This window comes from Paenibacillus vortex V453, from assembly GCF_000193415.1.
In the GTDB taxonomy this organism is placed as follows: domain Bacteria; phylum Bacillota; class Bacilli; order Paenibacillales; family Paenibacillaceae; genus Paenibacillus_AQ; species Paenibacillus_AQ glucanolyticus.
The window spans coordinates 1-18,155 of sequence record NZ_ADHJ01000017.1 but is presented as its reverse complement, the minus strand read 5'-3'; the positions used below and the strand labels follow the sequence as shown (position 1 = coordinate 18,155).

Below are 18,155 nucleotides of genomic sequence, written 5' to 3'. Positions count from 1 at the left end.
CCTGTATGGTTGCGGCTAAGATACACCTTTTGTGCGGGACATCATCCACTGGGTTAATTGTTCGGTACCGGCATGAAGCAGATGCTGCTCCATATCCGCCAAATCGCTTAATTCCCTGAAGTGACGGGAAGCATCCAGCGGTTTTTTCTCCGGCTTCGGTATAAAAGTAATTTGTCCCTCGACACGCTGAATGAACGCCAATTCTTCAAACACGTCCAGCACTTTGACTAACATGCGTGGAGACAAGGAAGCCTGCTGCTGCAGACGCGCAACAACCTCGTTCCTCCGGCCATGGGACTGGACGTCATTCCAGTCGAGTGTAAACGTACTAGCTTTTTAAACTGTTCCCGGTCCGGAATTAGCAATCGTTCACGCTGACTCCGGGTCGGATGTAACATGAATATATTGGGAACGGAATGGAAGGCTGACATGAATCCATCCAGCTGTTCAGCCGTCTCCGGTACGTCCAGTACGAACAAAACGGAAATGTCTTCTTGATTGTGGTTCTCAGCAATTTCATTATCCGGCAAGACGCCAGCATTCCTATCATATACCCAAAGGCACATATCATACAATTGGGTTTTTATTTCCGGGTGTGAATCTTTTGCGTATACCACTGCCGAACGGGCAGCCGGACAACGGAGATGCGGTTCCAGATCCGCTCTCCACCTCTGAATTTCTTTCAAAGGCTCTTGGATTCCCCGATAATCAAATACCTGCTGATAGGAGGCGCGAATGTCCTGAACCATCAGCTGCACCTTGCGGCTGCCGTTCCATTCATTCACGGAGAGCTCTCCCAACACGTCCACGACAGTACCTACGGGCAAAATATCGGCAAGATGCCCCCATCCAAATGAGATGGCATCCATCACGTCCCGCTTCTGCTGGATACGAAGCTTCAGGTGTTTTCCTTCCTTGCCGATTTTCCGAACATCCTTAATGACAACATCACGAAAGACAATCTTGGGTACAGCATTCGCCATCCCAAACGGTCCTAACTGTTCGATTTGCTCCAAAACAGGCACAGATATCTCCGACATGCTGGCTTCGAGGTCTGCATCACATACGGCTAATGAGATAGCTCTGCATCAAGTGACTTCTTACTGCATATACATGAAGTCCCCGTTCAAACTCCTCCAAGCGGTCCCGCTGGAGGCTCATGCCGGCAGCAGAATGATGACCGCCAAAATGGTCCATCACGTCCCGACAGGAGTGTAAAGCCGCATAGATATCGAATCCTGGAATCGAACGGGCAGAGCCTTTGCAATTCCCCGTATCGGGGTCAATCCCGAGTATGACAACAGGTCTGTAGAATCGCTCCAATATTTTGGAAGCCACAATTCCAACAACACCAACATTCCAGCCTTCACCGGCCAGCACGATGACAGGAGGAATCTCCCGCCCTCCCCAGCGGGTCTGCACCATTCCAAGGGCTTCCTCAACAATGGTCTCAACCACTTGCTGCCGTTCCTTGTTCAGTCCATCCAGCTCCCAGGCTAAACGCTCCGCTTCTTCCCTGTGCTCTGTTGTGAGGAGCGTAACCGCACGACCTGCATGATCGAGGCGGCCGCTGGCATTAATTCGTGGTGCCATAGAAAAAGCCACGTTTACTGCGGTTACCTGCTCCACGTGAACCCCCGATACCTCGAGCAAACATCGAATGCCTTCATAACGAGTGTTCCGCATCGATTCAATTCCGTGCTTCACCAGCACCCGATTCTCTCCAGTGAGCGGCATCAAATCAGCTATCGTCCCGATGGAAACGATCTGGAGCCATTCCTCAGGCGGCTCTCCCACAAGAGCCTGAGCCAGCTTGTACGCCACGCCTACGCCCGCCAAACCCTTAAAAGGATAAGGACATGTGGGAAGCTTCGGGTTGATCAGTGCATAAGCCTCAGGCAGCGTCTCAGGCGGCTCGTGATGGTCTGTGACAATCACGTCGATGCCCAAGCTGTTCGCGTACGCAATTTGCTCGACTGCACTAATTCCCGTATCTACGGTAATCACCAGACTCACCCCTTGTTGATGGGCCCAATCCAGTGCATGATTATGTAAACCATAACCTTCATTGGAACGATGAGGTATATAAATATCATAGGATGCGCCCAAGTGACGCATCAGATGAATCATCAACGATGTGCTGGATACTCCATCTGCATCGTAATCGCCATAGATCAGAATATGCTCACGATCCTCCAGCGCTTTGCGTATTCGCGGTACTGCCTCTTGCATTCCCTGCATGAGATAAGGATCATGCGTCAGCTCAAAGGTACCATGTAGAAATCTGTGTCCATCCTCGGCCGATTGTATCCCCCGCGAAGCCATAAGTGAAGCCACAATGGGCGACAACGACAGGTCCTGAACCAGCCTATCGGTGATTGATGACTCTGCCGGGTGTATTCGCCATTCGTATTTGGAATACAGCACAGGGACTCACCTTCCTTTTCCTGCCTTTTTCCTGCTGTCTTAGCCTGTAACTCATCCGTTACTGCGTCAGTGTCGGCATATCATTGTCCATCAAGTCATAATTCGATTTATACGGATAACCCGGTTCATAGGGAACTACGGCAATCTTGGCATCCGTAACCTGAATGAAGCGATGGGTTAAAAGCTTTCGGATCCGCTCGGCAATTTCCTGTGCCTCCAATACGGAAGTACGCGGATTCACGGTGATTTTCACCTCGATGTTCACATGGCGAAACTGTCCGTATTCCTGAACTTTCAGTTCCGTGACCGTTATGACACCGTGCACACGCTGAATCGTATCCATAAACTCCGCTTCATGCTCATGTCGCTTCTCTTCTAAAAGCGTTCCATAAACGGAATGAACGATCAGTATATACCCTTTTCTCACTACGAGACAAGACACAATAAGAGCTGCAATCGAGTCCATGTATACCAGCGGAGCCCATTCGAAATAAAAGCCTCCCATGGAAAGAGACACCCCGACCAAGACCGTAAGAGAAGAATATAGTGCGAATCGGTGGTCAGCGGACAGCATCGCGTGCCTTGGATCATTGTTTCTTTTGATCTGCCGGTATTGGTACTGAAATACGGCTTCATTTACTGCCAGTGAGACAAGGACTGCAATTATTGCGCCTTTGGTTGGCGGCTGGAGGTTGCCTGATGCCATGTGCTGAATGGCTGAAATAGCAATTTGGATGCCGCCCATAATAAACAATACGGCAAACAAGATCGAAATTACTGGCTCCGCCGTTTCAGGTGCATCCCGTTTGCTCCGAATGGAACTCTTATAGCCAAAGATTCCTGTGCTTGGCATCCGGTTCACCAATAAAGTTACTGCGTTCGCCGCAGAGTGCATAGCATCTCCGATTAGAGCCTTGCTGCCGGATAAATAACCGACAATGCCTTTGCACAATGCCAATGCAAAATCAGTTACAATCCCTGTCCAGACGATAGTTTCGGTATGATTCAATCGTTCATTGTTCACTTGAGGCCCCCCTCAATCGTGTCCAGTCAATCCTGCACATGATCATGCTGTTAACTTTAGAAAGCCGCGTCGCCTACGACGCGGCTTTCACTTGTATAGGATCTCTGCTGTCTAGATTGCAACGCCATCAGCCCATTGGATTAAATTTCAATTTTATCTTTGTTTGGTTTAGGTGCATTCGGTTTATTGCTGACATTACGTTTTTTAAGCACAAGCCACAACGGACTCGCAATAAAGATCGAAGAATACGCACCGAAAGCCAAACCGATACAAATCGCCAGCGAGAACATCTGAATCGACTCACCGCCAAGCAAGAGCATGAAGAACGCAGCGATGAATACGGACAAAGCCGTATAAATCGAACGACCGAGCGTCTGGTGCAAACTTTTGTTTACGAGATCTTTTAGATCCGATGATCTTTTAATCTTGGCAAACCTTAAGTTTTCCCGTATCCGGTCAAAGATAACAATCGTATCGTTAATCGAATAACCGATGATCGTCAGAACGGCAATGATGAATGTTAAATCCACTTCCAACCCGAGAATCGAGAAAATACTGATAACCACAAATGCATCATGCAGGAGCGCTACAATCGCTGCAATCGCAAACCGCCATTCAAAGCGAATGCTGACATAGATGATAATCCCGATACATGAGAGAAGTACGGCATATATTGCGTTCCGCCCAAGCTCCTTAGCCATCTCGGGGTCAACCGTATTGATCTCGAATGTTGCCGTGTCATCCAGCTTCTCGATGCCGGATCTCAGCTTCAAATCCTGATCCTCGGTGAGTACCTGGCTGAACCGGATGTTCACACGATCATTACCCGGCGTAACACTTGCATCTTCACCGATCCCTGCTTCTGCTAGCACGGATTCAATCTGCTCCGTTGTCAACGGTTTGGAGAGTGAGATATCCACGTTGGAGCCTGATTGGAAGTCAACCCCGTAGTTAAGCCCTCGAGTCAGGAGAAATACCAACCCCAGAATCGTAATAGCTATGGATAGTATATAGAAAAATCTGCTTTTGCTTACGAAATCGTATTTCTTAAAGCTCACGAATGTCACGCTCCTTTACGCCATAATGGCTCGGTTTGCGGGCCCAACCAATATTCACAAGCAGATTGAGCAAGAAACGGGAGAAATAAACGTTCGTGGCAATACTTACGATAATCTCCAAGATCAATACGAGCGCAAAACCTTTAACCGCACCGGTACCAAACCCGAACATTACAGCGGCAACAAGAATCGTTGTCAAGTTAGAGTCCATAATCGCCCGCAGGGACGACTTACCGCCCGATTTCACTGCGGATGGCACACTCTTACCTGTCTTGATCTCTTCCCGAATACGTTCATAGGTAATGATGTTGGCATCAACGGCCATACCAATACCAAGTATGAATGCCGCGATACCTGGAAGCGTCAAGGTAAAGTCAGCCCATACGAAAATAAGAATCAGCAGCCATGTATGCAAAATGAGTGCAAAACTTGCAAGCAAACCTGGTACACGATATCTAATGATCATGAATAACAGAATCGCAGCAGACGCTATAAGACCTGCTTGCAGCGTTTTAGTAAGAGACTGCATACCGAGTGTTGCCCCTACGCTCTGGGAGTATTTCTCTACCAGTTTCAGTGGCAAAGCACCGAGATTAATCGTATCCCGGATCTGTTTTGCTTCATCTAGGGAGTAATTCCCTGTAATTTGCGCAGTGCCGTCTGTCAATACAGCTCGTACCGTCGGAGCCGACAGAAGTTGGTCATCCATGAAGATAGCGAGCTCTTGACCAAGAAGACGTTCTGTAATTTCAGCGAACTTCCCTTTGTCCTTCACTTTAATATCTATCATAGGCTGATTAAGCGTGTCATAGGCAACCGATGCGCCATTCTCGACAAAATCGTCGCCGCGGAGCTCTATTTTACAAAACTCCTCGCCTTCTTTACAGCCGTCATTGCTTCGGAATGTGAGGTTTGCAGGTTCTTTCATTGTTTTTCGAACTTCGGCCTCATCCGTTACGCCCGCCACTTTCAGGCGAATCCGGTTTGTCCCTTCCGGCGTAACCTCCGGCTCTGACGTTCCCATCGCATCAGCGCGCTTTTGCAAGCTCTTCGCTGTTTCCTGCAGTGCTTCTTTTGTGACTTGCTGACCTTCCATTAATGGCTCGGCTTCATAAAGGATTTCAAATCCACCCTTTAGATCCAAACCAAGACGGACCTCTTTCAACAAGCCTGGAGTTGTAACGGCCATTAAAATAGTGATCACGAGCACGGTTCCAACGAAACTGATAATTCTCTTCATGCCGTCCCTTGTTCCCCCTTTTTACTCAATATTCCTATTATAGCGATGTCATAAAACCCAGTCAATTTATCAAAATTTGTCGGGCTTATGGATGAACCCTTATTCCGCAAGGCAAAAGGGACCTCTCCGATTAATCGAAAGAAGATCCCTTATATGCTGATATTGTCATATAGTTCATTAATGCTGTTGCCTTCAAGGACAGAATGTCGTTGACCAGTTTGTGGAGGGATGGGACGCCTTCCTTCTCATACTTGCTGCTGACACAGTTCCAAATATCATCGCTGGTCACATATTCGTACCCGATCAGATGCATTTCTTCAACTTTGCTCAAGCATACCATCTCAATGGTGCTCATCAATTCTTCCTCGCTCATTTGCTCGAGTTCCATGCATATGGCCTCCTCACTGACTCCCTGTTGTCCCTAAAATACATTCGACATCCTACTTTGCTTTCCTTCTATTCCTACCATGTCCTGAAAAAAAAGTAAAGTCATCAGATGGGACAGGTAGGGCATATCCATAAGAATAGCCATGTTGTGTCATCGTATTCAGTCTTAACCAGGGAGTGGGATGGACAGTGAACAAGCAATCATTTATTAAAGGAACGCTGATCTTACTTGCAGCCGGCATATTAAACCGCCTACTCGGGTTTATTCCCCGTATCGCCCTCCCCCGGATCATTGGACCCGAGGGTGTCGGCATTTACCAGTTGGGGTATCCCTTCTTTATCGTGCTCGTAACTATCATTACGGGCGGAATTCCGCTGGCCATTGCCAAAATGGTTGCTGAAGCCGAAGGAGCCGGGAAGCAGGATGCCTCCAAGCAGATTCTTCATGTAAGCCTTATGCTGACCCTGATAGCAGGTACCCTCTTTACGGGACTCAGTCTACTGCTTGCTCCTTGGGTAACTGGTGTTCTTTTGCCGGACGAGCGTGTATATCAAACCTTCATCAGCATGACACCCATGCTGATCATCATTGCCGTTTCGTCCGTGTATCGAGGATACTTCCAAGGAAAACAAAACATGATTCCCTCCGCAAGCTCCTCTGTGATCGAGACGATTGTCCGAATTATTTGCATGCTGTGGTTTGCCCATCTGTTGATGCCCAAAGGTATCGCATACGGCGCGGCAGGAGCCATGCTCGGCACAGCTGTCGGAGAGCTGATCGGGATGATTGCACTGCTGCTGCAATATTCTGGTGAGGGACGCAGAACCAACAAACTGATGCCGAGATCACCACAAGAGGCAATCCCGGCACCGATTGTGAAGGAAACGCCCCCCACCAATAAAGGCATCCTGAAACGTTTATTCGGTATCGCTTTACCCGTCACCGGCGGTAAAATGGTTGGCTCCTTCTCTTACTTGCTGGAGACCATTCTGACGAATCGCAGTCTGGCCATGGCAGGTATTGCGACATCCGTAGCTACCGCCCAGTATGGAGCTCTCCAGGGCATGATTATCCCGCTTCTGCTATTGCCCGGTGCCCTGACCGTCTCTCTCGCCATTTCCCTTGTTCCTTCACTCTCAGAAGCAGCCGCGCGTAATGATCGGGCTACCATACACAAACGGATGAACCAATCCCTTAGGCTTGCCCTTGTCTCAGGCGCTCCCTTTGCTATCCTCATGTTTGTTTTGGCCGAGCCGCTATGTCTGCTCTTATACGACAATAGCGAGATTAGCGATATGCTCAAAATCATGGCGCCCTTCGCTCTGTTTTTGTACGTGCAGTCCCCCCTGCAAGCTGCACTGCAGGCACTCGACCGACCAGGTCGTGCTCTATTGAATACTCTGGTCGGAGCTATCATCAAAATGAGCCTCATCGTTTATTTGGCATCCAATCCGGCCTTCGGCATCAAGGGTGCCGTGATCGCCATCATCGTAAACAGCATCGCTGTCACTTTGCTGCATGGATTCAGCCTGTCGAGACTGATCGGCTTTCGGTTCCGCCTGCTTGATTATGTGAAAATCGGAGCCGTTATGATCATTATGGGCGCCTGTGTTCTGTATGGCTATAAACATCTTCCGTTTGCATCCTTACCGTGGCTGCAATTCCTGGCCTCTGCGACGGTTGGAGTCATGGTCTATTTGATCGTGATTTTTATGACCAGGCTGGTCACTCCTCGTGACCTGGAGCGTGTTCCCGTCGTTGGTTCCTGGTTCAGCCGATTGAGCCGCCGTTAATCCCGATTCTTGCGGTCAATGTAAATACGTCCTTTATGGTCAATCGAGCACAAAAATATATCTTTAAAATCTTTGGCACCATGATTTTGAATCTCGTTTTTAAGCCAGAATCGTGTCTTTTCAATTAATTCCAGATTTTCGTCCTGTACCTTTCCATCCAGTATAAGCGGAATGGGAAGCCCTTCGTACGTAATTTTGTGGTATGGAATATCGACGACGGTTGGATCTACTTCCTTGGATGTGGATTTGGATGAAGAAGAACCGGAAGAATTTGCGGAACTCGGGGTCTCTGATGAACTTGAAGAGTGGCTGCTGCTGTTGGAGCTATTCGAACTGCTGTCAGCATCCTTTGGAATGACGGTGAGCTGGCCGGAAGTTTCGAGAATCGCAAACTCCACATCCGCCAGGCTGTCGATGTCTTTGCCTCTTAGCTGCTGCATCAAATCATCCAGATTATAGCGCAATTTTGTCATCTCTTTGCGGTGCAGCTTGCCACGGGACACCAATACGCTTGGCCTTCCGTCTGCAAACAGGCGTATCTTTCGATTCTTCAAGCCAATGTAAGCAAGCCCTACCTGAATGCCCACCAGAACGGCGATAGGAGCAAGCCCTTCCCAAATCGGTTTATTGACATCTTCCAGTACAAAAACGGCAATTTCAGCGATCATGATGGATATGACCAAATCGAAGATGGACAGCTTTCCGATTTCCCTTTTGCCCATGATTCGCATGGTGACAAAAATGACCACATACATCAGAATGGTCCGCAGAATCAGAATAGTCATATGAGACATAAACAATCCCTCCCTAGCTTGTCGAACATTCTCATGTACAGCTATTCTGGCCTGCTGCACCTCTTCCCATTCGATTACAATTGCTTAATTAATGGTAATCATGCAAAACCGGTTGCAAAATGTTCAGTTTGTACTATATGTACAGGCTTGGCCATACAATGTTTAATAATCAAGATTAGTTAAGGGGGACGATTCATGGAACCAATCCGGCGAGTATTTACCTTTAGGATCTCCAATCCGATTCTTTCAGGTCTTTTGTATTCTTTTTTCTGGATGTTTCTGGGTGCACTGGCTTTATCACTGCTGCTATGGAGCAGCGGGCTGGCTGAAGACGACTTATCCTTTTATACGTTTCTCGTACATGCTATCGCAGCGTTTATCGGTGGATGTGTAAGCGGGAAGCGAGCAGGAAACAAAGGCTGGTATTACGGCTGCCTCACAGGGCTGTTATACGGCGTTACACTGCTCGTCATTGGCTTTCTTGCCCTGGATAGCTCCTTGTCTCTTGGAGACTTGACACTGATTGCCATGGTTTTTGCTGCTGGCGCAATCGGGGGAATGTTCGGGGTCAATTTGAAGAAATAACACACTTCCTAAATCTTCCATGAACAGTCCATTGCTACACTTTTACTCACAAAAAAACAAAGGCCGATTCCATCAGGAACCGGCCTTTGTTATGGCTGTCATATCTTCACGATTACATCCCGTATGTAGGTGAGACGTGATTATGCATCCGTGCTTACACTGTGGCTGATCGAGTTGCGGTCGAACGTCAACTTCGTTACATCGTTCACTTTCAAGACCACAATATCGTCGGTAATCTCCACGATCGTGCCGTGAAGTCCTCCAATTGTTACCACTTTGTCGCCTTTGGACAAGGCGCTAAGCATTGCGTTTCTAGTCTTCTGTTTCTTCTGCTGTGGACGAATAAGCAGGAAATAGAAGATAACAAACATCAATACGAATGGCAAGATCAGACCTAATATGCCGCCACTGCCGCCATTCGCCGCTGCTGCTAAATCAAAAGTTTCTATCATATCTTTCACCCCTTTCATAAAACTTATCATGATGGCCATGATTTTAATTTAAAACCCTTTTTTATTATCATGTAGGCCGTACTTATCAAAAAACTCATCGCGGAAATCAAGCAGACGGTCTTCCATAATACTCTGGCGTACGCCCCGCATCAAATTGAGCAGGAAATGCAGATTATGATACGTCGTCAATCTCATTCCGAACGTTTCATCGCTCTTGATCAGATGACGCAAATAAGCACGCGAGTAGTTACGGCAAGTGTAGCAGTCGCATTCCGGATCCAGCGGTCCGTAATCCCTGGCATATTGAGCATTTCGAACGACAAGACGGCCTTGACTTGTCATCGTTGTCCCGTTGCGGGCAATCCGAGTCGGAAGCACGCAATCGAACATATCCACACCACGAATCGAGCCCTCAATCAACGCATCGGGTGATCCGACTCCCATCAAATAGCGAGGCTTATTGTTCGGCAGCAGGGGTACCGTGTGATCCAGCACTTCATACATCAGCTGCTTCGATTCTCCCACACTAAGTCCACCAATAGCATAACCCGGGAAATCCATGGAAGTCAAATCCCGGGCGCTCTGGCGGCGCAGATCCTCATGCATGCCTCCCTGGACGATCGCGAACAGGGCTTGATCTTCCGGTCTGGCATGACTCTTAAGGCAGCGTTCAGCCCAGCGGGAAGTACGCTCAGTGGATTGTTTCACATATTCGTACTCCGCAGGATAAGGCGGGCATTCATCAAAGGCCATCATAATATCAGATCCCAGCGCGTTCTGAATCTCCATGGCAACCTCGGGAGAGATGAACAGTTTATCACCGTTCAGATGGGAACGGAAATGTACGCCTTCCTCCGTTATTTTCCTCATTTCTGCCAAGCTGAATACCTGAAAGCCGCCGCTGTCGGTCAAGATCGGCCGGTCCCAGTTCATGAATTTGTGAAGTCCGCCTGCTTCCTTGACGATGTCATGCCCGGGACGAAGAAAGAGATGATAGGTATTACTCAAAATAATGTGAGCATCCATGGCTTTGAGTTCTTCCGGGCTCATGGTTTTTACAGTTGCCAATGTTCCGACCGGCATAAAAGTCGGTGTATCGATCACACCGTGAGGAGTGTGCACCCTGCCAAGCCTAGCGCCTGATTGTTTGCACGTTTTAATATGTTCATACGTAACAGCTGCTGCCATTGTGATTACCAACCTCCGAAGTTAATAGATAAACATAGCGTCGCCAAAGCTGAAGAAGCGGTACTTGTCTTCAACTGCTTCCTTGTACGCTTTCATAATGTGTTCACGTCCAGCCAGCGCACTGACCAGCATAACCAGCGTGGATTTGGGAAGATGGAAATTCGTGATCAGTGCATCCACGACCGTAAACGAATACCCGGGATAGATAAAAATACTTGTCCAGCCGCTGCTCTCCCGGAGAGGCTCGCCGTTCATCTGTGAGCCTACCGTTTCCAGCGTTCGGCATGAGGTCGTTCCAACAGCTATGACCCGGCCGCCGCGCCGCTTCGTTTCATTAAGCAGATCTGCCGTCTCCTGAGAGAGAGAATAATACTCTTCATGCATGACATGATCCTCGACCACATCCACGGACATCGGACGGAATGTTCCCAGTCCCACATGCAGGGTGATGAAGGCGATGTCCACCCCCTTGGCACGGATCTGTTCCAGGAGTGCCTCTGTGAAGTGAAGGCCTGCTGTCGGTGCAGCTGCGGATCCTTCGTGCTTCGCGTATACGGTCTGATAACGATCCCGGTCATCCAGCTTCTCTTTAATATAAGGCGGGAGCGGCATTTGACCCAGCTCATCCAGAATCTCCTGAAAAATCCCTTTATAAGAGAAGGAAAGGGTGCGAGCACCCATCTCTCCTTCCTCCTCAATAACCGCTTTTAATTTGCCATCACCAAAGGAAATCACATTTCCCTTTTTCAACTTCTTGCCGGGTTTCACCAGTGCTTCCCATCGGTCTTGCCCCATACTCTTCAGCAGAAGGACCTCTGCCTTGGCACCGGTATCTTCCTTTTCGCCGAACAATCGTGCAGGAATCACCTTCGTATCATTTAATACAAGCGTGTCTCCCGCATTCAGGCTGTCTATGATATCTGCGAACGTTTGATGATTGATTTGCCCGCTCTCTTTGTTAAGGGTGAGAAGTCTTGACGAACTTCGATCAAGCAGCGGTGTCTGCGCAATCAATTGTTCGGGTAATTCAAAATCATACAAATCTACATTCATGTCGGTCAGTCCTTCGTAATAATCGTGTTGCGGTAATAGTGTTGGAGTATCTGCTTATAATCATACCCTTCATCGGCCATTCCTTTGGCACCCCACTGCGACATGCCGAGTCCATGACCGAAGCCTTTGCCGGTAAATTTGAAGCCGGAAGAGTTCTCGATTACACGTGCTTTCCCTGTTCCATTCATCACAACGGTCCCGGAGCCTCTAACATTTCCGTTTCCGCTTCCAGAGATGACCGATACCGTTTGACCGCTTGAAACCGTTGATACCGCACCATTCGCGCTCAATACAGTATAACTTCCGGTCGATTCAATATCAAACAGCGTGCTTGGCAGACCGTTGAAAGCAGAGCGGAACATATCCGGATATTTGACGTCCAGCACTTGTCCATTAGCTTTAATCGTAAGGGCACGCCCGGATGGGCCTCGCTCCGTTACATCCAATGAAGAAATAGAGGCTGGCAGGCTGTTAGTTGTTTTTCCTTTTAGAGAGGCCAGCAATTCGTCTGAAGTATAAGGACCGCGAACCCAATCATAACTGTTGGACTCCGCCACCTTTTCAAGAATAACGGCAGTGTCTCCCGGATTCATCTTGCCCACAGGCTCAACGTTCGATTGGATTAACGGCAATTGCCGCACATTCGTATCCTTGGAAGTGACGGTCATGTACAGAAGCCCTGCCGAGGTTTTATTGCCGGTTTCTTTTGCATTGTCCTCACGGACATAACCGGTAACCCCGCTCGGAAGGAGCACATGATACCATGACTTGAGCGCAGCTTGGGACGAAGAATCCCCGGGGCTTTCCACTGCTGTAAACAGATCGTTCCGGTTTCCCCATACCTCAGTGGAGTCCGCCGTCATCCCCCCGCTGTTGGAGGAAAATACGGTTTCCACGAGCTTGCCGTCCTTCAAAACAACTTCGCCTTCAGTGGCATCTACAGCCTGAATAATGCTGGCATACTCATAGGCTGTTCCATAATAGGCTTGGCTTAATGTTGTATCCACCACATGTGCTACTTCAAACTTGCTGCCTTGGAATAGAGCATAACTGCGCGCTGCAACGGCTTGAGCTTTCAGAGCCTCTGCTCCCCAGGAAGACGGCACTTCGGCGCCGACAACGGAATACAGGTACTGCTGGAACGGCAATTCATTCACAAGATAGAGCTGGCCGTTCTTTTGCCCGATCTCAAATATCCCTCGATAAGAACGATCCGTGCGCTCTTTCACATTTGTTGCGGCCCCTGTCTTCCCTTCCAGGCGCAGTGTGGACTGAGCGCCCGCCAACATGTAATGCTGTGTTTCTTGAGGGGTTGCCAGGTTCAGGCTGACATCGCGTCTCAGAATCAGTCCTGAAGTATTAGCACCCTGTTCGACAAGTGCAGCAGAAACTTTTCCCGCTTCCTGTTTGATTGCTGCCAAATCCGATGTGTTCGCGGCTTCCCCTACCCATACCTCATAAGTAGAAGCTCCTCCCGCCGGCACCAGCACGTTGAATGCATCAATGCCTGCATCCGCAAACGATTTACGAACCGTCTCCGCCTGGGCTTCTGAGCCATACGATCCAGCCGACAGATGCAATCCGCCTTTGACGGAAGGGGTCTGTCCGTTCAGATGAGCAGCCGCAGTCTTTGCTGTTCTCGCTGCTGCTTCAATAGCTGATTTCTCGGTTCCATACATACCGGCATACAGTTTATATACCTTGCCATCAATAAACAGCATCGGTTTGTCGCTCGTGCCCTGCAGCTTCTTCGCTGCTTCTGAAGCTGTTTTCCAATCCGTTGTCTCAAGCACCTTGACGCGGTATGTATCCACACTCATCCGAACCTGCTGATTGGCAGGAATATTTACGAGTGTTTCCAGAGTGCCAGCAGCAAGCAGTGAAGCCGTTAAAGCTTCCATGGATTGCAGAGTAACTGCATTCGTTGTTGACTTATACTGACTTCCCAGATCCAAAAACATCGCGACTCGTATCGTATCCAATGAAGGAGCAGCCGCATGCACGGCTGGTGCGCTCCATACACTTCCTGCAATTGTCAGTGCCAAGAATCCTTTTGCGGACCAGCGGAATAATGATTTCGTCCAGTTCCTATCCATTTGCGTCTTTCCTCCTGTAGCTTTTAGGATGTAGTATGAATTTCATGACTCTATAAACTAACGGCGGTCCTCCGGAAAAGGAATGCCTAAATGTTGATATGCTGTGGGAGTAACGACCCTGCCCCGCGGTGTCCGCTGCAAAAAGCCAATCTGCAAGAGATACGGTTCATACACATCTTCAATCGTTTGACTCTCTTCTCCGATCGTTGCCGCAATCGTATCCAGACCCACTGGCCCGCCTCGGAAACTTCGAATCATAGCATTAAGCATTTTATGATCGATAAAATCCAAACCCATCGGGTCAATCTGGAGCATCTTCAACGCCTCTTGAGCAATGGCTGGCGTTATCATCCCATCGCCGCGAACCTGGGCGTAATCACGTACTCGCTTCAAGAGCCGGTTAGCGATACGAGGTGTCCCCCTCGATCTCAGGGCAATCTCGTCAGCGGCATCACCTAGTATCTCAATCCCCAAGAGATCCGCATTGCGTGACACGATGTAACTTAGCTCGTCCACCGTATAGAATTCCAACCGGCTAACCACTCCAAAACGGTCCCTAAGCGGCGCAGAGAGCAGCCCAGCCCTGGTTGTGGCGCCTATTAACGTGAACGGCGGCAGATCCAGACGCACAGAGCGTGCGCTTGGCCCTTTGCCAATCATTATATCCAGCGCAAAATCCTCCATGGCCGGATACATCACTTCCTCTACCGTCCGGTGCAGGCGATGGATCTCATCAATAAACAAGACATCCCCTTCCTGCAGATTGGTAAGAAGTGCAGCCAAATCTCCCGGTCGTTCGATTGCCGGACCGGACGTCGTCCGTAGATTAACACCAAGCTCATTGGCAATAATATTAGCCAGGGTCGTTTTGCCAAGCCCCGGTGGGCCGTACAATAACACGTGATCAAGCGCTTCGTTGCGCATTTTTGCAGCTTCGATATATACCTTGAGATTTTCCTTAACCTGATTCTGTCCTATATATTCAGCCAAATAACGCGGACGCAAACTAAGCTCGACAGCCTGTTCGTCCATCATCAGATTGGCGGAAATAATTCGATCGTCCATCTACAAAACTCCTTTCCTGCAGCGATTTCTCTATCTAACCAGCAAATAGCTGCTGCAGCGCCCGTTTCATCAGCACATCGACGGATTCACCGCTGGCCCCAGAATCCTTAATCTTGAGCCAGACCTTGTCCAGTTCACTATCCGTGTAACCCAAAGCCTTCAATCCCTCGCGAGCCTCTGACCATGCCGAACCATCATTCTCCGCTTCCGGTTCCTGTATTGCAAAAAGTCCTGTCATCATCGTCGCATTGCCGAATCCTTCGAGTTTATCCTTAAGATCCAGAATCATGCGCTGCGCTGTTTTCTTACCGATTCCTGGCAGTTTGACGAGAAAGGATACGTTCTCCTGATAGATCGCTGAAACAACATGGTCCGGAGACCCCCCACCCAAAATGCCAAGGGCCACGCGCGGTCCGATCCCCGAAACCTCAATGAGTTTACGGAATAATTTTTGCTCCTCCCTTGACGGGAAGCCAAACAATAGGATCGCATCATCACGCACATGATGGTGTGTATACACCGTCACTGTCCCTTCGGTTTTCGCAAAAGCATACGGATTCGGGCAGAACACGCGGTATCCGACTCCCTGAACATCCAGTACAATATATTCACTTTCTAAGTGGACAACCTGTCCCCGTAAAAAAATCGATCATTTTCGCAATACCTCATTTAACTTGGAATTAAGTGTATATGAATGCGCATGACAAATCGCTACCGCCAATGCATCTGCCACATCGTCAGGTTTAGGGATGCTCTGCAGCTTTAGGAACATCCTGACCATCTCCTGAACTTGTTTCTTCTCTGCCTTGCCATAACCGACGATCGCCTGCTTCACCTGCATCGGTGTATACTCTGCAATCGGAAGTCCCCGCTGGATGGCAGCAAGAATGAGAACACCTCTGGCTTGGGATACCGACATGGCCGTCGTTACATTGCGGTTAAAGAACAATTTCTCAAATGCCACAGCCTCAGGCTCGTATTTATCAATAAGCTGCTGCATGCCTTCATATACATGAAGCAGCCTCTCCTCATCCGGAGTATGGGCTTCCGTCTGGATGCAGCCATACTGCACCGGAGTCACCTTGCTCCCAACCTTATCTACAAACCCGAAACCCACAATCGCAATCCCCGGGTCGATCCCTAAAATACGCAAAACCAATCTCTCCTCTGATGAAGCGAACATATGTATCGTTCTCTCATTATAACAAAAGATCGACTTCAGTTGAGGAAAAACTTTAAACCTTTGATTAGCCGTAATATAACTTTCATATTTGTCTCTCTCCGGCTGTCCCGGAAACGCAAAAAACTGCCCGAATGATTCGGGCAGTTTTTTATCTTAATTCGGCAAATACAAAAACAGAAACTACTTAAGGGCTTGGCTTCATGACATTCTCGGCCATATCCCGAGCGTAGTCGCTAAAGGTTGACAGTACACTGTTATACTCTTCAATGTCCTGAATACGAATACCGTCTTCTAATTGCTTAATGACATCCTTAGGCAAAGAAGACTCCATCGAACCGACATCGAGCTGAAAAAAGGTTCGCATGACCTTCTCCTCTTCCGGCGGACCATCAAACAGCGTTAAATTGCCTTTGGAATCGACGCTAATATATGCTTGTCTCTTACAAGCTGGCGAAAGATCTGAAATGGTTTGCTCCAGCCAGACTTCGCCTTTATCATCCAACCGTCCCTGCCATAAAGGATTTTTATTCATCAATTCATAAATACCGTCTGGCGTGAGCCGTCCCAAATCTTGTTCTTCGGTGCCACACACATACGTTATGCGAACGTGAACATGTTTCTTACCCTTTGACGTATTCAACTTCTGCATGAATTCCCTTTGATCCTCTATGCGCTCTTCCTGCTTGTCGTCTTCAATCTTCAGGTAGTGCATCGTTTCCACAGCCAGTGGTGTTTCATCTGATGTAGCCGTGAGCAGCTTCTTCATCTGATCTTTTATATTCTGGCCGGACCATATCACGACACCTGCGATCAGAACGATCGCACAAGACCAAATGGCGCGTCTCCAGCGTCTCCAGCGTTTTCTGAACAGTTTCTTGAAAAAATGAAAAACACTCAAGGTAATCCCCTTCTATTCAATGTTTTTCATATTGTGACCGGGACACTGCCAAATTATTCAGCAAAGCATTTATAATTAGAATTATTTTCTACCTACAACAAAGAAAGACTGCTTTCAGATGATCTGAAAGCAGTCCTTCTATTTGAATCGGGATGACACGATTTGAACATGCGACCCCCTGGTCCCAAACCAGGTGCTCTACCAAGCTGAGCTACATCCCGTTAATAAATGCCGGTGAAGGGACTCGAACCCCCACGGTTTCCCTCACGATTTTGAGTCGCGCGCGTCTGCCAATTCCGCCACACCGGCATAATGAAATTTCGTATGAATCAAATATTTTAATAGTTTTTTAAGAAAAATGGCACGCCCTGAGAGATTCGAACTCCCGACCTTTTGATTCGTAGTCAAACGCTCTATCCAGCTGAGCTAAGGGCGCATAATGGAGCGGACGACGGGAATCGAACCCGCGACCCTCGCCTTGGCAAGGCGATGCTCTACCGCTGAGCCACGTCCGCAATGTAATATGTATTCCATCCTGTACTCACATTGGTAAAAATGGTGAGCCATGAAGGACTCGAACCTTCGACACCCTGATTAAAAGTCAGGTGCTCTACCAACTGAGCTAATGGCTCTTATTACTAAGAGTAAAGAATGGCGAAACTGACGGGATACTCTCTCTTCGTTCGAGACTGCGAAGTCTATGCTAACGAAGATGATGCTTCGACGAACCCAAGTATATGAGTTCTCATCCCTGAAGCTTGTAAGAATGGCGGAACTGACGGGATTCGAACCCGCGATCTCCTGCGTGACAGGCAGGCATGTTAGGCCTCTACACCACAGTTCCATGAGACTTAATCACTTATTCTAGTGATAAAATTGGTTGCGGGGGCAGGATTTGAACCTACGACCTT

General features: G+C 48.5%; 18 protein-coding genes and 6 tRNA genes. 2 read left to right on the top strand and 22 right to left on the bottom strand.

Annotated features, from left to right (window positions below; translation table 11 throughout):
- Positions 1 to 15: 15 nt before the first annotated feature.
- The 7 genes from PVOR_RS32480 to PVOR_RS09010 all read right to left on the bottom strand — a co-directional run bounded on the left by PVOR_RS32480 (position 16) and on the right by PVOR_RS09010 (position 6,137).
- Positions 16 to 234 carry a single-stranded-DNA-specific exonuclease C-terminal domain-containing protein gene (locus PVOR_RS32480; RefSeq protein WP_006208845.1) on the bottom strand — a complete coding sequence of 73 codons (219 nt, stop codon included), beginning with the start codon at positions 232 to 234 and terminating at the stop codon, positions 16 to 18.
- A complete protein-coding gene (locus PVOR_RS31560; RefSeq protein ID WP_268741783.1) occupies positions 228 to 1,040 on the bottom strand; it encodes a single-stranded-DNA-specific exonuclease C-terminal domain-containing protein in 813 nt (270 codons plus the stop codon). The genes PVOR_RS32480 and PVOR_RS31560 overlap by 7 nt, the downstream gene beginning before the upstream one ends.
- A gap of 19 nt (positions 1,041 to 1,059) precedes the next feature.
- On the bottom strand, positions 1,060 to 2,427 hold the full coding sequence (gene recJ, locus PVOR_RS31555; RefSeq protein ID WP_234972818.1) for a single-stranded-DNA-specific exonuclease RecJ: 1,368 nt from the start codon (positions 2,425 to 2,427) through the stop codon (positions 1,060 to 1,062).
- A gap of 58 nt (positions 2,428 to 2,485) precedes the next feature.
- Entirely contained in the window at positions 2,486 to 3,451 is a 966-nt protein-coding gene (locus PVOR_RS09020) for a cation diffusion facilitator family transporter (protein ID WP_006208844.1), read from the bottom strand.
- A gap of 140 nt (positions 3,452 to 3,591) precedes the next feature.
- Complete coding sequence (secF, locus tag PVOR_RS29155; protein ID WP_006208843.1) at positions 3,592 to 4,509, bottom strand: protein translocase subunit SecF; 918 nt, start codon at positions 4,507 to 4,509, stop codon at positions 3,592 to 3,594.
- A complete protein-coding gene (gene secD, locus PVOR_RS29150) occupies positions 4,499 to 5,749 on the bottom strand; it encodes a protein translocase subunit SecD (RefSeq protein WP_006208842.1) in 1,251 nt (416 codons plus the stop codon). The genes secF and secD overlap by 11 nt, the downstream gene beginning before the upstream one ends.
- A gap of 130 nt (positions 5,750 to 5,879) precedes the next feature.
- On the bottom strand, positions 5,880 to 6,137 hold the full coding sequence (locus PVOR_RS09010; protein ID WP_006208841.1) for a post-transcriptional regulator: 258 nt from the start codon (positions 6,135 to 6,137) through the stop codon (positions 5,880 to 5,882).
- 188 nt (positions 6,138 to 6,325) lie between these two features.
- On the opposite strand from PVOR_RS09010, the gene spoVB reads away from it, so the two are divergent.
- The gene (spoVB, locus tag PVOR_RS09005) at positions 6,326 to 7,930 is read left to right on the top strand and encodes a stage V sporulation protein B (RefSeq protein ID WP_006208840.1); all 1,605 of its coding nucleotides are present in this window, start codon (positions 6,326 to 6,328) and stop codon (positions 7,928 to 7,930) included.
- Here the strand turns inward: spoVB and PVOR_RS09000 are convergent.
- Positions 7,927 to 8,724, bottom strand: a complete 798-nt coding sequence (locus tag PVOR_RS09000) for a DUF421 domain-containing protein (RefSeq protein WP_006208839.1) — start codon at positions 8,722 to 8,724, stop codon at positions 7,927 to 7,929. The genes spoVB and PVOR_RS09000 overlap by 4 nt on opposite strands.
- A 195-nt stretch (positions 8,725 to 8,919) precedes the next feature.
- On the opposite strand from PVOR_RS09000, the gene PVOR_RS08995 reads away from it, so the two are divergent.
- Positions 8,920 to 9,309: a TIGR04086 family membrane protein gene (locus PVOR_RS08995; protein WP_006208838.1), complete on the top strand. Its 390-nt coding sequence runs from the start codon at positions 8,920 to 8,922 to the stop codon at positions 9,307 to 9,309.
- Between the two features lie 140 nt (positions 9,310 to 9,449).
- Here PVOR_RS08995 and yajC read toward each other — a convergent pair whose 3' ends face one another.
- The 14 genes from yajC to PVOR_RS08925 all read right to left on the bottom strand — a co-directional run bounded on the left by yajC (position 9,450) and on the right by PVOR_RS08925 (position 18,088).
- Positions 9,450 to 9,761, bottom strand: a complete 312-nt coding sequence (yajC, locus tag PVOR_RS08990; RefSeq protein ID WP_040680433.1) for a preprotein translocase subunit YajC — start codon at positions 9,759 to 9,761, stop codon at positions 9,450 to 9,452.
- Between the two features lie 48 nt (positions 9,762 to 9,809).
- Positions 9,810 to 10,949, bottom strand: coding sequence for a tRNA guanosine(34) transglycosylase Tgt (gene tgt, locus PVOR_RS08985; protein WP_006208836.1), 1,140 nt, complete (start codon positions 10,947 to 10,949; stop codon positions 9,810 to 9,812).
- A 21-nt stretch (positions 10,950 to 10,970) separates the two neighbouring features.
- Positions 10,971 to 12,002, bottom strand: a complete 1,032-nt coding sequence (queA, locus tag PVOR_RS08980) for a tRNA preQ1(34) S-adenosylmethionine ribosyltransferase-isomerase QueA (RefSeq protein WP_006208835.1) — start codon at positions 12,000 to 12,002, stop codon at positions 10,971 to 10,973.
- 5 nt (positions 12,003 to 12,007) lie between these two features.
- Positions 12,008 to 14,098, bottom strand: coding sequence for a SpoIID/LytB domain-containing protein (locus tag PVOR_RS08975; RefSeq protein WP_006208834.1), 2,091 nt, complete (start codon positions 14,096 to 14,098; stop codon positions 12,008 to 12,010).
- Between the two features lie 57 nt (positions 14,099 to 14,155).
- The gene (ruvB, locus tag PVOR_RS08970; RefSeq protein ID WP_006208833.1) at positions 14,156 to 15,163 is read right to left on the bottom strand and encodes a Holliday junction branch migration DNA helicase RuvB; all 1,008 of its coding nucleotides are present in this window, start codon (positions 15,161 to 15,163) and stop codon (positions 14,156 to 14,158) included.
- Between the two features lie 34 nt (positions 15,164 to 15,197).
- Positions 15,198 to 15,809, bottom strand: coding sequence for a Holliday junction branch migration protein RuvA (gene ruvA, locus PVOR_RS08965; RefSeq protein ID WP_040680404.1), 612 nt, complete (start codon positions 15,807 to 15,809; stop codon positions 15,198 to 15,200).
- Positions 15,810 to 15,812: 3 nt separating this feature from the next.
- Positions 15,813 to 16,316 (bottom strand): crossover junction endodeoxyribonuclease RuvC, encoded by a 504-nt coding sequence (ruvC, locus tag PVOR_RS08960; protein ID WP_006208831.1) that lies wholly within the window; start codon positions 16,314 to 16,316, stop codon positions 15,813 to 15,815.
- A 214-nt stretch (positions 16,317 to 16,530) separates the two neighbouring features.
- On the bottom strand, positions 16,531 to 17,244 hold the full coding sequence (locus tag PVOR_RS08955) for a BofC C-terminal domain-containing protein (RefSeq protein WP_006208830.1): 714 nt from the start codon (positions 17,242 to 17,244) through the stop codon (positions 16,531 to 16,533).
- Between the two features lie 147 nt (positions 17,245 to 17,391).
- Positions 17,392 to 17,465: transfer RNA gene (locus PVOR_RS08950), tRNA-Pro, on the bottom strand.
- An 8-nt stretch (positions 17,466 to 17,473) separates the two neighbouring features.
- Positions 17,474 to 17,553, bottom strand: a tRNA-Leu gene (locus tag PVOR_RS08945).
- Positions 17,554 to 17,603: 50 nt separating this feature from the next.
- Positions 17,604 to 17,680, bottom strand: a tRNA-Arg gene (locus tag PVOR_RS08940).
- A 4-nt stretch (positions 17,681 to 17,684) separates the two neighbouring features.
- A tRNA-Gly gene (locus PVOR_RS08935) sits at positions 17,685 to 17,759 on the bottom strand.
- A 41-nt stretch (positions 17,760 to 17,800) separates the two neighbouring features.
- Positions 17,801 to 17,876 (bottom strand) — tRNA-Lys (locus tag PVOR_RS08930).
- A 135-nt stretch (positions 17,877 to 18,011) separates the two neighbouring features.
- A tRNA-Asp gene (locus PVOR_RS08925) sits at positions 18,012 to 18,088 on the bottom strand.
- Between the last annotated feature and the right edge of the window lie 67 nt (positions 18,089 to 18,155).

Excerpts from the sequence above, each read along its gene's own strand:
- PVOR_RS32480 (WP_006208845.1), bottom strand. The coding sequence starts at position 234 with ATGTTAGTCAAAGTGCTGGACGTGTTTGAAGAATTGGCGTTCATTCAG.
- PVOR_RS31560 (WP_268741783.1), bottom strand. The coding sequence starts at position 1,040 with ATGTCGGAGATATCTGTGCCTGTTTTGGAGCAAATCGAACAGTTAGGA.
- secD (WP_006208842.1), bottom strand. The coding sequence starts at position 5,749 with ATGAAGAGAATTATCAGTTTCGTTGGAACCGTGCTCGTGATCACTATT.
- PVOR_RS09010 (WP_006208841.1), bottom strand. The coding sequence starts at position 6,137 with ATGGAACTCGAGCAAATGAGCGAGGAAGAATTGATGAGCACCATTGAG.
- PVOR_RS09000 (WP_006208839.1), bottom strand. The coding sequence starts at position 8,724 with ATGTCTCATATGACTATTCTGATTCTGCGGACCATTCTGATGTATGTG.
- PVOR_RS08995 (WP_006208838.1), top strand. The coding sequence starts at position 8,920 with ATGGAACCAATCCGGCGAGTATTTACCTTTAGGATCTCCAATCCGATT.
- yajC (WP_040680433.1), bottom strand. The coding sequence starts at position 9,761 with ATGATAGAAACTTTTGATTTAGCAGCAGCGGCGAATGGCGGCAGTGGC.
- tgt (WP_006208836.1), bottom strand. The coding sequence starts at position 10,949 with ATGGCAGCAGCTGTTACGTATGAACATATTAAAACGTGCAAACAATCA.
- queA (WP_006208835.1), bottom strand. The coding sequence starts at position 12,002 with ATGAATGTAGATTTGTATGATTTTGAATTACCCGAACAATTGATTGCG.
- PVOR_RS08975 (WP_006208834.1), bottom strand. The coding sequence starts at position 14,098 with ATGGATAGGAACTGGACGAAATCATTATTCCGCTGGTCCGCAAAAGGA.
- ruvB (WP_006208833.1), bottom strand. The coding sequence starts at position 15,163 with ATGGACGATCGAATTATTTCCGCCAATCTGATGATGGACGAACAGGCT.